19 protein-coding genes are annotated in these 17,461 nt (G+C 61.9%); 8 read left to right on the top strand and 11 right to left on the bottom strand.

All coding sequences use genetic code 11. From position 1 onward, the window contains the following. The first annotated feature begins 76 nt into the window (after positions 1-76). The 5 genes from N8I74_RS10775 (at position 77) to sucD (ending at position 8,116) form a co-directional block, all read left to right on the top strand. Positions 77-2,896, top strand: coding sequence for a 2-oxoglutarate dehydrogenase E1 component (locus tag N8I74_RS10775; RefSeq protein ID WP_263123067.1), 2,820 nt, complete (start codon positions 77-79; stop codon positions 2,894-2,896). A 65-nt stretch (positions 2,897-2,961) separates the two neighbouring features. Further along, the gene (odhB, locus tag N8I74_RS10780; protein ID WP_263123068.1) at positions 2,962-4,197 is read left to right on the top strand and encodes a 2-oxoglutarate dehydrogenase complex dihydrolipoyllysine-residue succinyltransferase; all 1,236 of its coding nucleotides are present in this window, start codon (positions 2,962-2,964) and stop codon (positions 4,195-4,197) included. A gap of 133 nt (positions 4,198-4,330) precedes the next feature. Continuing rightward, positions 4,331-5,761, top strand: coding sequence for a dihydrolipoyl dehydrogenase (lpdA, locus tag N8I74_RS10785; RefSeq protein ID WP_263123069.1), 1,431 nt, complete (start codon positions 4,331-4,333; stop codon positions 5,759-5,761). A 151-nt stretch (positions 5,762-5,912) separates the two neighbouring features. Continuing rightward, the gene (gene sucC / locus N8I74_RS10790; protein ID WP_263123070.1) at positions 5,913-7,082 is read left to right on the top strand and encodes an ADP-forming succinate--CoA ligase subunit beta; all 1,170 of its coding nucleotides are present in this window, start codon (positions 5,913-5,915) and stop codon (positions 7,080-7,082) included. Positions 7,083-7,228: 146 nt separating this feature from the next. After that, positions 7,229-8,116 carry a succinate--CoA ligase subunit alpha gene (sucD, locus tag N8I74_RS10795; RefSeq protein ID WP_263123071.1) on the top strand — a complete coding sequence of 296 codons (888 nt, stop codon included), beginning with the start codon at positions 7,229-7,231 and terminating at the stop codon, positions 8,114-8,116. Positions 8,117-8,215: 99 nt separating this feature from the next. Here the strand turns inward: sucD and N8I74_RS10800 are convergent, their stop codons facing one another. Then, positions 8,216-8,377, bottom strand: coding sequence for a hypothetical protein (locus tag N8I74_RS10800; protein ID WP_263123072.1), 162 nt, complete (start codon positions 8,375-8,377; stop codon positions 8,216-8,218). A gap of 695 nt (positions 8,378-9,072) precedes the next feature. Here N8I74_RS10800 and N8I74_RS10805 point away from each other — a divergent pair. After that, positions 9,073-9,642: an N-acetylmuramidase family protein gene (locus N8I74_RS10805; RefSeq protein WP_263123074.1), complete on the top strand. Its 570-nt coding sequence runs from the start codon at positions 9,073-9,075 to the stop codon at positions 9,640-9,642. Positions 9,643-9,875: 233 nt separating this feature from the next. Next, positions 9,876-10,643, top strand: coding sequence for a hypothetical protein (locus N8I74_RS10810; RefSeq protein WP_263123076.1), 768 nt, complete (start codon positions 9,876-9,878; stop codon positions 10,641-10,643). 79 nt (positions 10,644-10,722) lie between these two features. Here the strand turns inward: N8I74_RS10810 and N8I74_RS10815 are convergent, their stop codons facing one another. Further along, positions 10,723-11,112, bottom strand: a complete 390-nt coding sequence (locus tag N8I74_RS10815; RefSeq protein WP_263123077.1) for a nuclear transport factor 2 family protein — start codon at positions 11,110-11,112, stop codon at positions 10,723-10,725. Positions 11,113-11,935: 823 nt separating this feature from the next. Here N8I74_RS10815 and N8I74_RS10820 point away from each other — a divergent pair. Beyond that, positions 11,936-12,496, top strand: a complete 561-nt coding sequence (locus N8I74_RS10820; protein ID WP_263123078.1) for a dihydrofolate reductase family protein — start codon at positions 11,936-11,938, stop codon at positions 12,494-12,496. 532 nt (positions 12,497-13,028) lie between these two features. Here the strand turns inward: N8I74_RS10820 and N8I74_RS10825 are convergent. From N8I74_RS10825 to N8I74_RS10865, 9 genes are all read right to left on the bottom strand, one after another. Then, the gene (locus N8I74_RS10825) at positions 13,029-13,298 is read right to left on the bottom strand and encodes a hypothetical protein (protein WP_263123080.1); all 270 of its coding nucleotides are present in this window, start codon (positions 13,296-13,298) and stop codon (positions 13,029-13,031) included. Next, complete coding sequence (locus tag N8I74_RS10830; RefSeq protein WP_263123082.1) at positions 13,295-13,762, bottom strand: hypothetical protein; 468 nt, start codon at positions 13,760-13,762, stop codon at positions 13,295-13,297. Before N8I74_RS10830 ends, N8I74_RS10825 begins: the two co-directional genes overlap by 4 nt. Then, on the bottom strand, positions 13,759-14,607 hold the full coding sequence (locus tag N8I74_RS10835) for a DNA adenine methylase (protein WP_263123083.1): 849 nt from the start codon (positions 14,605-14,607) through the stop codon (positions 13,759-13,761). The genes N8I74_RS10830 and N8I74_RS10835 overlap by 4 nt, the downstream gene beginning before the upstream one ends. Next, the gene (locus tag N8I74_RS10840; protein WP_263123084.1) at positions 14,586-14,858 is read right to left on the bottom strand and encodes a hypothetical protein; all 273 of its coding nucleotides are present in this window, start codon (positions 14,856-14,858) and stop codon (positions 14,586-14,588) included. The genes N8I74_RS10835 and N8I74_RS10840 overlap by 22 nt, the downstream gene beginning before the upstream one ends. After that, a complete protein-coding gene (locus N8I74_RS19475; RefSeq protein WP_408611812.1) occupies positions 14,855-15,643 on the bottom strand; it encodes a DNA cytosine methyltransferase in 789 nt (262 codons plus the stop codon). Before N8I74_RS19475 ends, N8I74_RS10840 begins: the two co-directional genes overlap by 4 nt. Beyond that, the gene (locus tag N8I74_RS10850; RefSeq protein ID WP_263123087.1) at positions 15,627-16,556 is read right to left on the bottom strand and encodes a phosphoadenosine phosphosulfate reductase family protein; all 930 of its coding nucleotides are present in this window, start codon (positions 16,554-16,556) and stop codon (positions 15,627-15,629) included. The genes N8I74_RS19475 and N8I74_RS10850 overlap by 17 nt, the downstream gene beginning before the upstream one ends. A 103-nt stretch (positions 16,557-16,659) precedes the next feature. Further along, positions 16,660-16,833, bottom strand: a complete 174-nt coding sequence (locus N8I74_RS10855) for a hypothetical protein (protein WP_263123088.1) — start codon at positions 16,831-16,833, stop codon at positions 16,660-16,662. Further along, a complete protein-coding gene (locus tag N8I74_RS10860) occupies positions 16,833-17,063 on the bottom strand; it encodes a hypothetical protein (protein WP_263123089.1) in 231 nt (76 codons plus the stop codon). The genes N8I74_RS10855 and N8I74_RS10860 overlap by 1 nt, the downstream gene beginning before the upstream one ends. Continuing rightward, complete coding sequence (locus tag N8I74_RS10865) at positions 17,060-17,254, bottom strand: hypothetical protein (protein WP_263123090.1); 195 nt, start codon at positions 17,252-17,254, stop codon at positions 17,060-17,062. Before N8I74_RS10865 ends, N8I74_RS10860 begins: the two co-directional genes overlap by 4 nt. Positions 17,255-17,461: the final 207 nt, after the last annotated feature.

Here is a 17,461-nt window from a genome sequence, read left to right on the forward strand (position 1 = left end):
GCGCAGCACCATCACGGATTTGCCCAAGAACAGGTTGCAGCCGCGCCACGCGCCGGCTGAAGGATAGCCCCGTATCATGATGAAAGAACTGGAACTCAATTCCCATCTCTTTGGTGGGAATGCCCCGTTCGTCGAGGATCTGTACGAACAATACCTTGCCGATCCGGCAGCCATCGATCCCAAGTGGCGCGACTACTTCGACAAGCTGCAGCAGACCGATGGCGGCAACGAGCGCGACATCGCACGCGGGCCGATCGAGGAGTCGTTCGTGCGGCTGGCGCGCCAGCCGCGTCTTGGGGCCGTGCGCGACGTGGCCGCCGAGCGTGAGGCCAGCCGCAAGCAGGTGGCAGTGCTGCGCCTGATCGATGCGCACCGGCTGCTGGGCAGCCGCGCCGCCGATCTCGATCCGCTCAAGCGCATGGATGTGGCACCGGTTCCCGAGCTTGATCCTGGCCACTACCAGCTTTCCAGCGCCGACATGGCAGTGCAGTTCAATTGCGGCAATCTGGCCGGCCCGGAGAGCGCACCGCTGTCGGACATCCTGTCGCGGCTGCGCCAGACCTACTGCAGCCACATCGGCATCGAATCGATGCACATCACCAGCACCCGCGAACGCATGTGGGTGCAGGCCTACTTCGAAGAGCGGCTGTCGACGCCCCAGTTCGGCGTCGAGCAGAAAAAGCGCATGCTCAAGCAGGTGACCGCCGCTGAGACCATGGAGCAGTACCTGCACCGCAAGTACGTCGGCCAGAAGCGTTTCTCGCTCGAAGGTGGCGAGAGCTTCATCGCCGCGATGGATCATCTGGTGCAGGGCGCCGGGCGCGAGGGCGTGCAGGAAATGGTGATCGGCATGGCCCACCGTGGCCGCCTGAACGTGCTGGTCAACACGCTGGGCAAGCTGCCGCGCGACCTCTTCAGCGAGTTCGAAGGCCGCCCCACCACCGATCTGCCGTCGGGCGACGTGAAGTACCACAACGGCTTCTCCGCCGATATCCCGACGCCGGCCGGCCCCATCCACTTGAGCCTCGCGTTCAACCCGTCGCACCTGGAGATCGTCAATCCGGTGGTGGTGGGCTCGGTGCGCGCGCGCCAGCAGCGCCGCGGCGACAAGCATGGTGAGCAGGTGCTGCCGGTGCTGGTGCATGGCGATTCGGCCTTCATCGGGCTTGGCACCAACCAGGGCACCTTCAACCTGTCGCAGACCCGTGGCTACGGCACCGGCGGCACGGTGCATATCGTGATCAACAACCAGGTGGGCTTCACCACCTCCGACCCGCGCGACAACCGCTCGACGCTGTACTGCACCGACATCGCCAAGATGGTCGAAGCGCCGGTGATCCATGTGAACGGCGACAATCCGGAGGCGGTGTGTTTCGCCGTGGAAGCGGCGCTGGCCTATCGCAAGGAATTCCAGAAGGACGTGGTGATCGACCTCGTGTGCTTCCGCAAGCACGGCCACAACGAGGCGGATGATCCCTATGTGACGCAGCCGATGATGTACCGCAAGATCGCGGCGCATCCGGGCGTACGCAAGAAGTACGCCGACCGGCTGATCGCCGAGGGCGTGGTCAGCGTCGAAGAGGCCGACGGCTTCATCCAGGCCTATCGCGAGGCGCTCGATCGTGGCGAGCACGTCGAGCAGACCACGCTCACCGACTACAAGCGCAACTTCGCGATCGATTTCTCCAAGTACATGGGCAACCACTGGCGCACGCCGGTGGCAACCGCGGTACCGCAGGCCGACCTCGTGCGCCTGACCGAGAAGTTCACCAGCGTGCCCGAAGGCTTCAAGCTGAGGAACACAGTCGAGAAGATCGTCAACGAGCGCCGCGAGATGGTGGCCGGCAACGTCGGCGTCGATTTCGGCATGGCCGAGCACCTGGCCTACGCCACGCTGTTGACCGAAGGCTACGCCGTACGCATCTCGGGCGAGGACTCAGGCCGCGGCACCTTCAACCATCGCCATGCCGTGCTGCACGACCAGAACCGCGAGAAATGGAACGAGGGCGTCTACACCCCGCTGCAGCATCTGTCGGACAACCAGGCGCACTTCCTCGTCATCGACTCCATCCTCAACGAGGAAGCGGTGCTGGCCTTCGAATACGGCTACGCCAGCTCCGCGCCGGAAGAGCTCACCATCTGGGAAGCGCAGTTCGGCGACTTTGCCAACGGCGCGCAGGTGGTGATCGACCAGTTCATCACCTCGGGCGAGACCAAGTGGGGCCGGCTGTGCGGGCTGACCATGATGCTGCCGCATGGCTACGACGGCCAGGGCCCCGAGCACAGCTCGGCCCGCGTCGAGCGCTATCTGCAGCTCTGTGCCGAGCACAACATCCAGGTGGTGCAGCCGACCGAGGCCGCGCAGATCTTCCATGTGCTGCGCCGGCAGATGCTGCGCCCGGTCAGGAAGCCGCTCGTCATCATCATGAGCAAGCGCCTGCTGAAGGCCAAGATCGCGGCCAGCCCGATCGAGCAATTTACCAGCGGCGAATTCCGCAACGTGATCGGCGATGCAGCCCAGCTTGATGCCAAGAAGGTCAAACGCGTGATCGTCTGCGCCGGTCAGGTCTATTACGACCTGGACAACGCCCGCAAGGAGCGCGAGGTCAAGGATATCGCCGTGGTGCGCATCGAGCAGCTCTATCCGTTCCCCACCGAGGAGCTGCAGGCGGAGATCGCCAAGTATCCGAACGCCCGCGAGTTGGTGTGGGTGCAGGAGGAGCCGCGCAACCAGGGTGCCTGGCACCAGATCCGCCACCGCCTCGAAGGCGTGATGAATCCCAAGCAGGTGCTCAAGTACGCCGGCCGGCAATCCTCGGCCTCACCTGCAGTGGGTTACATGAGCAAGCACACCGCCCAGCTCAAGGCCTTCCTCGACGAGGCGATGACGCTGTAGATCCAACGCGGCGGCAGGGGCCGCCGCGTCTTGTCACAAGCAAGAGCCATTTGGAGATTTGAAAGATGATCGTAGAAATCAAGGTGCCGCAACTGCCCGAATCGGTATCGGAAGCGACGCTGCTGCAGTGGAAGAAGAAGGAAGGCGAAGCGGTCGCGCGCGACGAGAACCTGATCGATATCGAGACCGACAAGGTCGTGCTCGAAATCCCCGCGCCGCAGGCCGGGGTGCTGGTGTCCATCGTCAAGAAGGACGGTGACACCGTCACCAGCAACGAAGTGATCGCCACCATCGATACCGAGGCCAAGGCCGGTGCTGCCGCGCCGGCTCCGGCTGCGCCGGCCCCGTCGCAGGAGCAAAAGCGCGTCGAGGCAGCCGCCAAGGCCGCCGGCGTCGAGGCCTCGGCTGTCGGCTTCGGCACCGCGGTGATGCCCGCCGCCAAGAAGCTTGCCGCCGACAACAATGTCGACCTTTCCAAGGTGGAAGGCTCGGGCCGCGGCGGCCGCGTGCTCAAGGAAGACGTGCAGAACGCCGTCGCCGGCGGCAGCAAGCCCGCCGCACCGGCACCGGCCGCAGCGCCGGTGGCGGTGGCCCAGGGCGAACGCCCCGAACAGCGCGTGCCGATGAGCCGCCTGCGCCAGCGGGTTGCCGAGCGTCTGCTGCAGTCGCAGCAGACCAACGCCATCCTCACCACCTTCAATGAAGTGAACATGAAGCCGGTGATGGACCTGCGCAACAAGTACAAGGACCGCTTCGAGAAGGAACACGGCGTGAAGCTCGGCTTCATGGGTTTCTTCGTCAAGGCCGTGGTCGCCGCGCTGAAGAAGTACCCGATCGTCAACGCCTCGGTCGACGGCAACGACATTGTCTACCATGGCTACTTCGACATCGGCGTGGCGGTCGGCTCGCCGCGTGGCCTCGTGGTGCCGATCATCCGCAATGCGGATCAGCTCTCCCTTGCCGACATCGAGAAGACCATCGCCGACTTCGGCAAGCGCGCCCAGGAAGGCAAGCTCACGGTCGAGGAACTCACCGGCGGCACCTACACCATCTCCAACGGCGGCACCTTCGGTTCGATGATGTCCACCCCCATCATCAACCCGCCGCAATCGGCCATCCTCGGCATGCATGCCACCAAGGAGCGTGCCGTGGTCGAGAACGGCGAGATCGTGGTGCGTCCGATGATGTACCTGGCGCAGTCGTACGACCACCGCATCATCGACGGCCGCGAAGCCGTGCTGTCGCTGGTCGCGATCAAGGAAGCGATCGAAGACCCGGCACGTTTGCTTTTGGATCTGTAATTGAGTGAGGGGTGAGGAGTGAGGAGGGAGGTGTCAAAGCCGCTCTTTGCTCCAGCCCCTGTGATCAATCCGGATGGTGTGAGTGCAGCAATACCCCTCACACCTAACCCCTCACACCTCACAGGTTTTTACCATGTCCCAACAATTCGATGTCGTTGTCATCGGCGCCGGGCCCGGCGGCTATGTGGCGGCGATCCGTGCCGCGCAGCTCGGGTTCAAGACCGCCTGCATCGACGAGTTCAAGAACAAGGAAGGCAAGCAGAGCCTGGGTGGCACCTGCCTCAATGTCGGCTGCATCCCGTCCAAGGCGCTGCTCGAATCGTCCGAGAACTGGGAGCGTATCGAGCACAAGTTCGAAGCGCATGGCATCTCGGTGACCGGCGCCCAGTTCGATGTGAAGAAGATGCTGGAGCGCAAGGACGGCATCGTCGCCAAGCTCACGCAGGGTGTTGCCTATCTGTTGAAGAAGAACAAGGTGACCGCGCTGTTCGGCCACGGCAAGCTCTTGGCGCACAAGGATGGCGCGTGGCAGATCGAGGTCGCCGGCGAGGCGACCGAGACCGTGACCGCCACCCACGTGATCATCGCCACCGGCTCGGTGCCGCGCCAACTGCCGGGCACCCCGACCGACAACAAGCTGATCCTCGACAACGAGGGTGCACTGGCGATTCCCGAGGTGCCGAAGAAGCTTGGCGTGATCGGCGCCGGCGTGATCGGCCTGGAAATGGGCTCGGTGTGGAAGCGGCTCGGTGCCGACGTCACCATCCTCGAAGCCGCGCCGGGTTTCCTGCTCGCCGCTGACGAGGCGGTAGCCAAGGAAGCGCAGAAGATCTTCACCAAGGACCTGGGCCTCAGGATCAGCACCTCGGTGAAGATCGGCGAAGTGAAGCCGGGCAAGAACAATGTCACGGTCAGCTACGCCGACAGCGAGGGCAAGGAATACAGCGAGACCTTCGACAAGCTGATCGTCGCCATCGGCCGGGTGCCCAATACCTGGAACCTGGCCGCCGACGCGGTGCAGCTGCCGCTCGACGAGCGTGGCTTCGTCGTGGTCGATGATGCGTGCCGTACCAGCCTGCCCAACCTGTGGGCGATCGGTGACGTGGTGCGCGGCCCGATGCTGGCGCACAAGGCCTCCGAGGAAGGTGTGGCGGTGGCCGAGCGTCTGGCCGGCCAGCATCCGCATATCGATTTCAACACCGTGCCGTGGGTGATCTATACCAGTCCCGAGATGGCCTGGGTCGGCAAGACCGAGCAGCAGCTGAAGAAGGAAGGCGTCGACTACCGCAAGGGCCAGTTCCCGTTCAGCCCGAACGGCCGTGCACTGGGTCTTGGTGAGACTGCCGGCTTCGTCAAGATGCTGGCCGATGCCAAGACCGACCGTATCCTCGGCGTACACATCATCGGCCCCTATGCCTCGGAGCTGATCACCGAAGCCGTGGTGGCGATGGAGTTCAACGCCAGCTCGGAAGACATCGCCCGCATCGTCCACGCCCACCCGTCGCTCTCGGAAGCCTTGCATGAGGCGGCCCTTGGCGTCGACAAGCGCGGCCTGCACAGCTAAATCCCCGAGAAGAGGGAAGAGGAAGGACACGACGGGAAGAGAGAAGAGGGAAGAGGGAAGGGTAACAACCCTTCTCCCTTCTCCCTTCTCCCTTCCCCGACAACTTCCCCTTCTCCCTTCCCTGTTACCACTTCTCTCATAGGGAACGAAGATGAACTTGCATGAATACCAAGCCAAGGAACTGCTGGCCAAATACGGCCTGCCGGTCCAGAAGGGCATCCTGGCCACCTCGGCCGAAGAAGCGGCCGCGGCCTACGATCAACTCGGCGGCAAGTTCGCCGTCGTCAAGGCCCAGGTGCATGCCGGCGGCCGCGGCAAGGCCGGTGGTGTCAAGGTGGTGAAGAGCCGCGAAGAAGCCGCTGCCGAAGCCCAGCGCCTGATCGGCACCAATCTGGTGACCTACCAGACCGACGCGGCCGGCCAGCCGGTGAACTCGGTGCTGGTGTGTGAAGACATGTACCCGGTGCAGCGCGAGCTTTACCTGGGCGCCGTGGTCGATCGCGGCTCGCAGCGCGTGGTGTTCATGGTGTCGACCGAAGGTGGCGTCGAGATCGAGAAGGTCGCCGAGGAAACCCCGGAAAAGATCATCAAGATCGAAGTCGATCCGCTGGTCGGCATGCAGCCGTTCCAGAGTCGCGACGCTGCGTTTGCGCTGGGCCTTGCCGGTGACCAGGTCGCCGCGTTTTCCAAGCTGATGCTGGGTGCCTACAAGGCCTTCGTCGAGAATGACTTCGCGCTGTTCGAAGTGAACCCGCTGGCACTGCGTGAAAACGGCCAGCTCGCCTGCGTCGACGGCAAGATCAACCTCGACTCCAACGCCCTCTATCGCCACCCGGCCCTCTTGGCCCAGCGCGACAAGAGCCAGGAGAACGAGCGCGAGGTGAAGGCCTCCGAGTTCGATCTGAACTACGTGGCACTGGAAGGCAACATCGGCTGCATGGTGAACGGCGCCGGCCTCGCGATGGCCACCATGGACATCATCAAGCTCAAGGGCGGCCAGCCGGCCAACTTCCTGGACGTGGGCGGCGGCGCCACCAAGGAGCGCGTGATCGAAGCCTTCAAGCTGATCCTGGCCGATACCTCGGTCAAGGGCGTGCTGATCAACATCTTCGGCGGCATCGTCCGTTGCGACATGATCGCCGAGGCCATCATCGCCGCAGTGAAGGAAGTGAACGTGACCGTGCCGGTGGTGGTGCGTCTGGAGGGCAACAACGCTGAACTTGGCGCCAAGATCCTCGACGAATCCGGCCTCAAGCTGACCTCGGCCCAGGGCCTGAACGATGCGGCCGAGAAGATCGTTGCTGCCGTTGCCGCCCTGTAGATCTGTGAGGAGTGAGGCGTTAGGAGTGAGGTGCAACCCCGCTGCTAATTCCTTTCCCGGCACTATTTGAGATGAACAGGTCGTGATGGTGATGTGTGAGGTTTTACCCCTCACCCCTCACCCCTCACACCTCACAAGGAAAAATCATGAGCGTTCTCGTCAACAAAGACACGAAAGTGCTGGTGCAAGGTTTCACCGGCAAGAACGGCACCTTCCACGCCGAACAGGCGCTGAAGGTCGGTACCAAGGTGGTCGGCGGCGTGACCCCGGGCAAGGGTGGCAGCGAGCACCTGGGCCTGCCGGTGTTCAACACCATGAAGGACGCGGTGCGCGCCACACAAGCCGATGCCTCGGTGATCTACGTGCCCGCGGCCTTCGCCAAGGATTCCATCCTCGAAGCCATCGATTCGGGTGTGAAGCTGATCGTCTGCATCACCGAAGGCGTGCCGACCCTGGACATGCTGTACGTGAAGAAGGCCGTGGACGAAGCCGGCATCCGACTGATCGGCCCGAACTGCCCCGGCGTGATCACCCCGGGCGAGTGCAAGATCGGCATCATGCCGTGGCACATCCATAACCCGGGCCGCATCGGTATCGTCTCGCGCTCCGGCACGCTGACCTATGAAGCCGTGGCGCAGACCACCGCGCTGGGCCTGGGCCAGTCGACCTGCATCGGCATCGGTGGCGATCCGATCCCGGGCACCAGCCATATCGATGCGCTGAAGCTGTTCCAGGACGATCCGGATACCGACGCCATCGTGATGATCGGCGAGATCGGCGGCACCGCCGAGGAAGAAGCGGCCGAATTCGCCAAGAGCTACGTCAAGAAGCCGGTGGTCGGCTACATCGCTGGTGTGACCGCGCCCAAGGGCAAGCGCATGGGCCATGCCGGTGCCATCATCTCCGGCGGCAAGGGCACGGCCGAGGAGAAGTTCAAGGCATTCGAGCGCGCCGGCATCGCGTATACCCGCAGCCCGGCCGAGATCGGCAAGACCATGTTCGAACTGCTCAAGAGCAAGGGTCTCGTGAAGTAACCTCAGCCTGTATTGCTGGATGCAAAACGCCACCCTCGGGTGGCGTTTTGCATGGCGCGCCGCCCCCCGTATGGGTGGCGCCGCAGCATTGCTGCCGCGTCAGTCCGGACAGTACTGATAGGCGTAGATGCAGACCTGATTGGTCGAGCCCTGTTCGCACACATTGCGCTTGATTTCGCACCACAGCGACTCGGCCGAAGCAGGTGCCGAAACGGCCAGCAGCATCCCCAGGCCGGCAAGCAATGCAGTCAGTCTTTTCATGGTCCAGTCTTCCTTGCTCAATCATTGGTTTTGGATCGGAACACGCTTGGCCGGCGCAAGGCCGGCTGCGCCAACCCATTAAAGCAGCGTGTAGGCAGATTGCAAGGAATCGTATGGAAAAAAACGCGGCCTGAGTACTGCCGGCATCAGCATGCCGTCGCGCGCCCACACCGGGCTGCGCTGGAGCAGGTTGCCAGCCATATCGGTGGCCACTTTCCCGCCCACGCCTATGGGCCGTCCGGTGCAACTATTCGCACCCGCCGGTGCCGCTTGCAGCAGCGGCATCGATTACCCTGTATAGCCCTCAAACAGGCAGGGCAGCTGCGCAGAAGGGGGGCGTTGCCCCCGTTTTGCGTCTTATTCCTTTCAGGATGAACGGAGCATGGGCTGGCTTGCGCTGCCCAGGCCGGTGGCTATATTTGCTTGGCATGTCTGCTTGCCTTGCACCGTACGAATCAGGGGTGGTTGAGCAATTTCTGCGCGTGGCAATGGCGTCCACATCCACATGGATGCAATGGCTGATGCAACCCCAATAGGCATGCGCCCTCGCCCTGGAACGCGCAGGTGAAATCGGCAAGCCTGACTGCAGCGCCCGGTGCAATTCTCTATTCATTGGAAAACATTGACGAGTCGGCGGCGGTATGGCTGACCCTGCTATTTGAATACGTATTTCAACCCCGATAGGTGGAGGGGCCATGAGCAAGTTATTAGACGAGCATGATTTTGAAGCGGCGGCTTTCGAGATCAAATGCGATATCGCGGCCATCAAGGCCATTGCCGATGTCGAGAGCGCCGGAGCCGGGTTCCTGTCCGATGGGCGGGCAAAGATTCTTTTCGAAGGGCACGTTTTCTACAAATACACCAAGGGCAGGCATCTGCAGTCGGATATCAATTATCCGAAATGGACAAGACAATATTATGTCGGCGGTGTGGGCGAATATGACCGCCTGACCAAGGCCGAGGCATTGGACAAGGCCGCCGCACGGATGTCGGCGAGCTACGGCAAATTCCAGATCATGGGGTTCAATTTCGCCCTATGCGGATGCGCATCGGTGGATGCGTTCTATGACGAGATGCAGGAAAGCGAAGGGCGGCATCTTGAAGCGCTGGTGGCCTATATAAGACAGGTCGGCTTGGGAGGGGCGTTGCGCAGCAAGGATTGGGTGGAGTTTTCCCGACGCTATAACGGACCGGAATACTGGAAGAACAGCTACGACAGGAAATTGGCGGAGGCGTACAAGAAATACACCAAACAGCAGTCCTAGCCCTTCATCGAAATCCGGTTCCATTGTCGGCTCATGACATCGGTGTGGCGGGAACGAGCAACGGATGCCTGATGCATTGACGGTTGGTCTTTGTGGCAGTGTTGAGGAACGGAGTGGCAAATGACGGATGACCATCCTGCTGGCGGCAAGCAGACCGGTTTTCGCACCGTGGATCGGTTGCTCAATATCGTTGGCGCGCTTGCCGCTGTCGCAGCCACGATCTGTGGGGCATTGTGCTGAAGATCCAGGTCGATCAGCAGAATTCACGGGTGGAAGCGTTGAAGGTGGAGATCAGCAAGGCTGAAAGCGGGCGTGAGGAACGCAAGCTGGACCTCGATATGATGCTGAAGGTGTTTTCCGAGCTGACCGATATCTACAAGACCCAGGACCAGTCGGATGAAATGCTGGTGAACCGCCTGACCGCCGTGTCGGCACTGGTCCTTGCCATTCCCAACCAGCCGGTGCGTGACCGGTTGTGGGACGCGATCGCGGTTGCTCTGGAGGTGCAGGGCAAGCGATCCGGGGCGCAGGTGGCGCAGCAGGCCTGTGTCATCAAGGAAAGCGTGGATGCGGCGCTTTTCGATGTGGAATCAGCGGAAAATGCGCCGGCAGCCGCGGTGAGCAATCAACAATTGCAGGTCTGGGCCAGCAAGGGCAATGCCTCCAGCCCGCGCTGGGGTTCGCTCAACTACAACCTCTTCTGGTGCGAGGATGCTGCAAATCCAAATGCTGCACTCGCAGCGGCTACGCAAGCCAAGGCATTGAAAACGCTGGACCCCGAAGCAAAAGGCGAATGGCGGGTCAGGAAGCTTCCCAAAGGCGTCAATAGCAGAAGCGGTTATCAGATCCATAGGAACCTGATCCGCGCCAGTTCCAAGGAAGAGGCCGCCATCGGCGGGATATTTGCAACAGCCCTTTCCGAGTACGGCTCCCCAGGCTTTGTCGTCGAAGAAGTCGCCTATGCGTCTCCCGCTTCGATCAGCGTCTTCTTCTGCGGTTGAGTGGCGGTTGTGGTGATACCCGCCGGGGCTCGCCAGCAAAAGTGGGACGCTTGATCGGGCAGGGACAGGTACTGCGCGCCTAATGGCTGGAAAGGGCGGTCTCCGTATGCATCACGCACTGCCAGTTGCCGCTTTTGCGCACCCAGACCGACGAATCCGCCATGTCCTCGGTGACCTCGTCGGATTGACCGCGCTTGGCCACCGACTGCTTCACCCGGTAGGTGACGACCGCGGTGTCCTCGCTGGGGCGTGCCACCTGGATCTCGCTCAGCTCAAATGACCTGACCACCATTGGCGCCTGTTCCGCCATCTGCCGGAACGCGTCGCGGTCGAATGTCATTGCGCCATGCGAGCTGACCAGGATGGAAGGTTCGGCCAGCATGGAAATGGCGGTATCCGTATCGTCATCCACCAGTGCCTGCCAGAATCGGTTTTCCAGGTCGACCAGCTCTCGATTTGCCGTCTGCATGATGGGCTCCTTGGCTCAGGATGATGTTCCAATGTGCGCCTTGTCCAGATGGAGCGGCTATCAGGCATGGCGGAAGAGGGGTGTCAGTGTGTTCCTACATGGCACGGTGGAACAGGGGTGTTGGAGCAGGGACTATCGGCGTAACATGCCGCTTTCTGGCATCCTGCCCAATACGAGAGTCATGTTGATGCGTAAGGGATGCCATGCCCGTATGATTGATGTCGATATATGACAGCGCCGGTAGAAATGTCATAAAGATAGCCGTATTGCGTCGCTTTTTTTGTGTCCTTCTCCTTGATGATTTACTCGCCTGAGTGTCAATCAATTAAATGTTGGGTAAATTGAGGCATTTTTTCACTAGCGCATTTCGGGGGCAGGCACCGCTATGGGTTGTATGGTGGGGCTTTGTCGTAGGTGGGTATATCTGGCTCAGGGTTCTGGGTGGCGGCTACTTTGCTTTGGCGATGTTTCTATCCACTACTCTCCATTGGGAAGTGTATGGGTCGATTTACTTTTCGTTGTTGTTTCCGCTATTGGTGTTAATCATATTGCATGCGGTTTTTTCCGTCTTATTTGTTTTCAGATGTGCGCCGAACACCCAGTCTGTATTCTTTGCCTCCGTGGCAAAGGCAGTAATTGTGGTCTTCATCATGTTCAGGATTATCTATCATTTAAGTTAGCCCCTGCCCTATTCAAGGGGCATCAAATGCCCAAGCCGGGCTTTGCGGTGGCTGGTTTGGAAACCTGGCCACTTGGCGAATCGGGCCGTGCCCCTGCAGCAAGACGGCACGCGTCTCGCAGCGCATCTCAAACGGAAGACACCATGGGACTTTTGACCTTCAGTATCAACATTACCCTGGACGGCTGCGTCGATCACCAGGAAGGCATCGTCGACGACGAGACACGTGCCTTCTTCACCCGCCTGATGGACGAGAGCGGGGCGATGCTGTGGGGGCGCGTCACCTACGAGATGATGGAGCGCTACTGGCCGGCGGTCGCCCGCGGTGACGTGGCGGCGCCGCGGGCGATGCGCGAATGGGCGGTCAAGCTGGAGGCAAAGCCGAAGTATGTGGTGTCCTCGACGCGCAAGGACTTCCCATGGACCCATAGTCACCACATCGCCGGCGAGCTGCGCTCTGCTGTACAGAAGCTCAAGGACGCGACCCCGGCCGGCGTGCTTCTCGGCAGCGGCAAGCTCGCGACCGAGCTGGACCGGCTGGATTTGATCGACGAGTACAAGTTCCTCGTTCACCCCAGGATCGCCGGCCACGGCCCGACCCTTTACCAGAGCGGGCTGCCTGCCACGAGGCGACTCGACTTGGTCTTGGTGAAGCCACTTGGCAATGGTGCGATCGCCATGCACTACCGGCCGGAGCGCGGCTGACCGGAGCGTGGCAGTCTGCCATGCGACGACAGGCCGACATGGGTCGGGCATGAACGTCTGCTGTGGCCGACCGGCTACAAGACAACAGCCGGCTCGCCCCGGCGGCAGACCACGGATAAGCAGCGAGGCCATCAGCATTTTTGAACAGGCCCTGATCGGCCGGGCACTCCACCGTGCACCGAATCCGCCGATGCCACAGCCGCGCCTGCCGCTCACCTACGCCGATCCATTGCCGTACTGCCCAGCACTCGCTACACCACATCATCCCATCACACCGCGAAGCAACGGTGTCCATGCCGCTACCAAGCCCTAACGGCTTGAATTACAATCGCATCCGGTCCAAGCGGGCATGCCGGTCGGCATGCCCGCGCTGTTTTCTCTGGCCGCACCATCGGTGCGGCGCCTGTGCTGGAGCGTATGCATGTCTTCCCCCAAAGTCGGATTCGTCAGCCTGGGCTGCCCAAAAGAGATTTAATATAAACAATGAGAGCGGGCAAAGAAAAAGCCCCTGGAATGATCCAGGGGCTTTGGTTTATGCAGCTTTTCGTGCGGTCAGCGGAGCCGGCTCGCTCAACACCCGCAACCAGCCTTGACCCTTCATCACGTTGCGATACACCTGGCGCGCCACGTTGAACGCCTCTTGTGCCACGTGCGGACCGTGCTCGACGATTTCCCCTGTGGTTGGATCGAGCAGGGCGAACTCCAGTGGTCGACCGTCGACTGCAGAGCACGATAGCCCTTCGTGCCCGACTCCCTCAATGCGTGCGTGTTGTAGTGTGCCTGTTTTGGGGTCGCCGATCATGGGGTGGCCTCATTGGGTGCGTTTTGATCAAGTGCAATCGCCTCACGGCGGAGGATGGTGACGGCGAGCCGTGCTCGGGTGGTGGCTGCATTGAGCAGTCCGACTGTGATGCGTGGCAGCAGCTCAACGTAGCGGTCAATCAGTCCGGCGATGATGCGGCGCTGTTGTGTGCTGGGTCGGAGCGCCCTGGCTTGCTGCGCATGCGCTGTTTCGGCTGCGCGGGATAGCTGGGTGACGGCAGCACATGCATTGTCATAGAGCGGGCAATTGCGCAGCTCGCCGGCGATGAGCTGCAGGGCGACCATGGTCTCCAGCAGGATATCCAGGCTGATGCCATCAGCCCGGCCGCTGGCAAAGCGATGGGCGTGGCACAAGGCCAGCAGCTGGAAGTGTTGAGCGTCCTGCTCGCCAACCACCTGCCGCCCGGCAAGCATCAAGAGGGGATTGATCTGATCTCGTTTCATGCGAGCATTCCGGAGAATAAGCCTGTTGATTGCAGTGCGCGGCTGCATGTGGGGTTGAGCCATAGGGTTTCGACGCGATCCAGTCCGCCATCGGCATGTGTGCCGCGCGTGCTGGTTTCCCAGCTGGCGTACAGCTCGTCGTAGAGCGGGCAGGTATAGCCCGATACCACCACCATGCCGGCACATTCGTGCAGCACGCGGGCCAGCTCACAGTGATCCTGGTCGCTCATCTCGTGGCGATAGCCTTTGCCGGAGCGGGTGACCGCTGTGGAGCGGGTGCCGTGGACGTAGGGCGGATCGACGTAGTGCAACGTTTGCGGCGCGTCGTGCTGCTGGATGATGTCCACCGCCTGCCGGCATTCGATCACCACGCCGGCGAGCCGCTCGGTAAATGCCTGGATCGCCGGTGGATAGTTGACCCAGTCGCGTGACGGATGGGTGGACTGGCGGTTGCCGTTGGCTCGAAACCCCGAGGCCGCCCCGGATGCCGAGTCGCTACCGAACCCCAGGAACGATCGCACCACGGTGCGGCGAGCCTGCTCGATGGGGTCGTCAGTCGGGATGTACGACTCGTCGAATTCCGCTCGGGCATAGGGGGTGTAGGCCAGCAACTGTGCCAGCCGAGAGGCTGACTGCTGATCGCGCAGCACGCGGAACAGGTTGACGATCTCGCCGTCGAGGTCGTTGTAGACCTCGACCATCCGCGCGCGCGGTTTGCGCATCAGTACGCTGCCGGCGCCGCCGAACGCCTCGGTGTAGATGCGGTGGTCTGGAAAATGCTGGATGATCCACGGTGCCAGCAGCCATTTTCCGCCGTGGTATCTCAGCGTTGGTCGGTGAGGCATTTCGATCTCCGAAACCAGCAGCGGAACACCGCCATTGCGGCGACGATCCCGAACGGTCCGCCCAGGATGTAGCCGGCGATCTCCAGGCCCGATGCGTCGGGGCCGAGCTTAAGCACCAGCAGCTGCGCGGTGCCAATTAATCCGCTGTTGAGAAAGGCGGCGGCGTAGTGGCCGCCGTTGGTGAATTGGCTTTGCAGGCCCAGCGCGAACACCAGGGCAAAGGTGCAGGCAAACAGGGTGATTGCTGTCATGGCATGCACTCCATGGCTACTTCAATGAAGACCCGCGCTACTTCGGCGTTGATGGCATTGCCGTAGGCGCGCAGTCGTCCCAGCACTGCGGGAGATCCATCAACCCACGGGACAAAGCCGGGTTCACACGCACGCGTCTTTCCATCTCTGCATCGGATGGCTTGGGTAAAACGTCTTTGAGGTTGTGGCATCCGGCCAGGCTCTTGGCCCTGGCTAACTGCTCGTCTGATCGCGGGGTGATCTGATCCATGACTGCTGGCGTCGGCCACAAAGAAAAACCGCTCTCTGAGGCCTTCTGCGCCAGCGCTCGCGGCTTCGATAGGCATTGCCCCCATGGCGTATCCCAGCGCACCCAGGTCACTGTGCACAAGTGCGAGCCATTCAGGCGCTCGCGCAACCTGCTCTCCAAAGATGACTGCAGGGCGACACTCTTTGATGAGGTGGTGGAAGGCTGGCCATAGGTGCCGCTCGTCAGCAAACCCAGCTCCTTTGCCTGCCGCGCTGAAAGGTTGGCACGGACAGGAACCGGTCCAAACAGGTCGATCATCGGGCCATCCAGCGCGACGCAGTGCGTAGGACCAGACGCCGATCCCTGCGAAAAAGTGGCACTGTGTGTAGTGTCGAATGTCATCGGGGTGTACGTCCTCTATGGAGCGTTCGTCGACGTCGCCGGGGGCGATATGCCCGGCTGCAATCAGGTTGCGGAGCCACTGGGCTGCGAACGGGTCGCGCTCGTTGTAGTAGGCGGAGTTGCTCATGTGATGAGGGCTATTCGCACAGGCCATACGCCGAGGCGCAGGCGGTTGGTTCGATCAGGCCGGCCAGCAGGTCGTACTGGCGCCCGCCGCGGCTGGTCTTGGCCCACTCCACGCGCTCGTGGATGCGCTCCCATCCGCCACTGAAGAGAAAGCTCGCTTTGCCTGACCGGCTTACTTCGTTGACCAGCTTTTCCCACTCAGCGATGCGCTGGATGTGCTCAGGGAAGCGCGCGGCGATCTGGCGTAGCTCGGATTTGCCGACATTGATGCAGGGCATGCAGCCGACCCGGTCCATGCCCTGGAGATACAGCGGATTGGGTTCGACGCCGTTTTGGGCCAGAAAGCCGAAAACGGCATCTGCGGTCCAGTCGGCGATAGGGCGGTAGGCATAAAATCCCGGGCCGATCCGTTCGAAGCGCTGGACATCTCGTCGTCGGGCCGATTCATCCCTGCGAACGCCCTGCCAGCTGACGACGGTATGGCCCTGGTCGATGAGGTCTATCTGATACTCCACCGCCGGGTTGCGTTTCAGCTCCTCGGTGCAGAATTGCCGACCGTGGGAGGGAAACATGCCCTTGAGCAGGCACAGGTCCAGGAACGGATTGCCAGTCGGATGCATCAGCGCCGCGGCCTGGGCTGCGCGTTCCGCCGTCCACTGGAATTTGGCGGTAGGGTGGTAGTCGGGTCCGCCTGCGGCAATCGCTTCGAGCCGGGCGCGGTGCACGGCGAAGCGATCGGTGAAATCCGCGCGCAGACGATGGATCGTGATGTCGAGTGTGTGTTCCAGGTAGTCCAGATAATCGTGGACCGCCTGATGCTCGTTGCCGGTATCGCAGAAGATTGCGCGGACCCGATGCCGGCCGAACCGGCGCAGCGCCAGCAGGAGGGTCGCCGCGCTGTCCTTGCCGCCGGAGACGGAAACGACGTGGATGATGCCCATGGCGGCTCCAGGCATTGAAAACGCCGCGCAGGTTGCCCTGGGCGGCGTTTGTGGGTGGGTGAGGTGCGCCTACGGCGCTTCCGGCGCGTCGAAGGTGATTTGCTCAGTTTTCATGGTTTGCCTTTGCCGCCTGGGCGGCGAAGCAATTCGGCCATTGACACTGGCCAGCGCTGCATGGGCCTTGCAGGTTGTGGTCATCTGCATCGCGCAGACAGGGCGCTGGACGATGTTTGGCAAGGAACTCGATCAAGCCCGCTTCGTCTTCAACGTGCTTCATCATCCCTCCCTGACTGCGGCCATCGGTGGTTGCTGGCGATCGGCGAGCGCTCTCCAGGCGATGCGGCCGCGAATGGCTGCCCATGCAAGGCCGAGCGACCCTAGCCAGAGGCCGCCGGCGCCCAGGTGAACAATGCTGGCAACCGCAAGGACCGTGCAGGCGATCAGATCGACGCGATCATCCCCCAGCAGGCGCCAGCCGCGCTGCGCATAGGTCTTGAGGCGGATCATTTGCACGCCTCCTGGGCCATGGCCGCATCCAGTTCATCGGCTCGGAGAGCGTTGCTGCCAGCCACCGCCATCTGATACTCGATCCACAGCCTGGCGGTCTCCATGCTGGCGTATGCGTCGCTGTTGTTGCGTGCGCGCTCCACCGAGTAGCCGGCCGCGCTGGCCGCCCGCTCGAAATCGTCACTGGTCATGCCTCACCTCCAGGGCGCTGTACGATTACACGTCCCGTGCGCACCCATCGGGCTATCGCAAGCTCACAAGCGCTTGTCAGCGTTACGCCATTCGCGCAGCCAGCATGAGTAACTGGCCGGCCACATCCGCAGCAGCACTGCTTTCTCCGTCCTCGCCGTTTTGGCAGCGGCTCGCTGTAACGGATGTGCTGGGTGGACGATCCGTGT

The organism is Chitiniphilus purpureus (assembly GCF_025642115.1).
Lineage (GTDB): Bacteria > Pseudomonadota > Gammaproteobacteria > Burkholderiales > Chitinibacteraceae > Chitiniphilus > Chitiniphilus purpureus.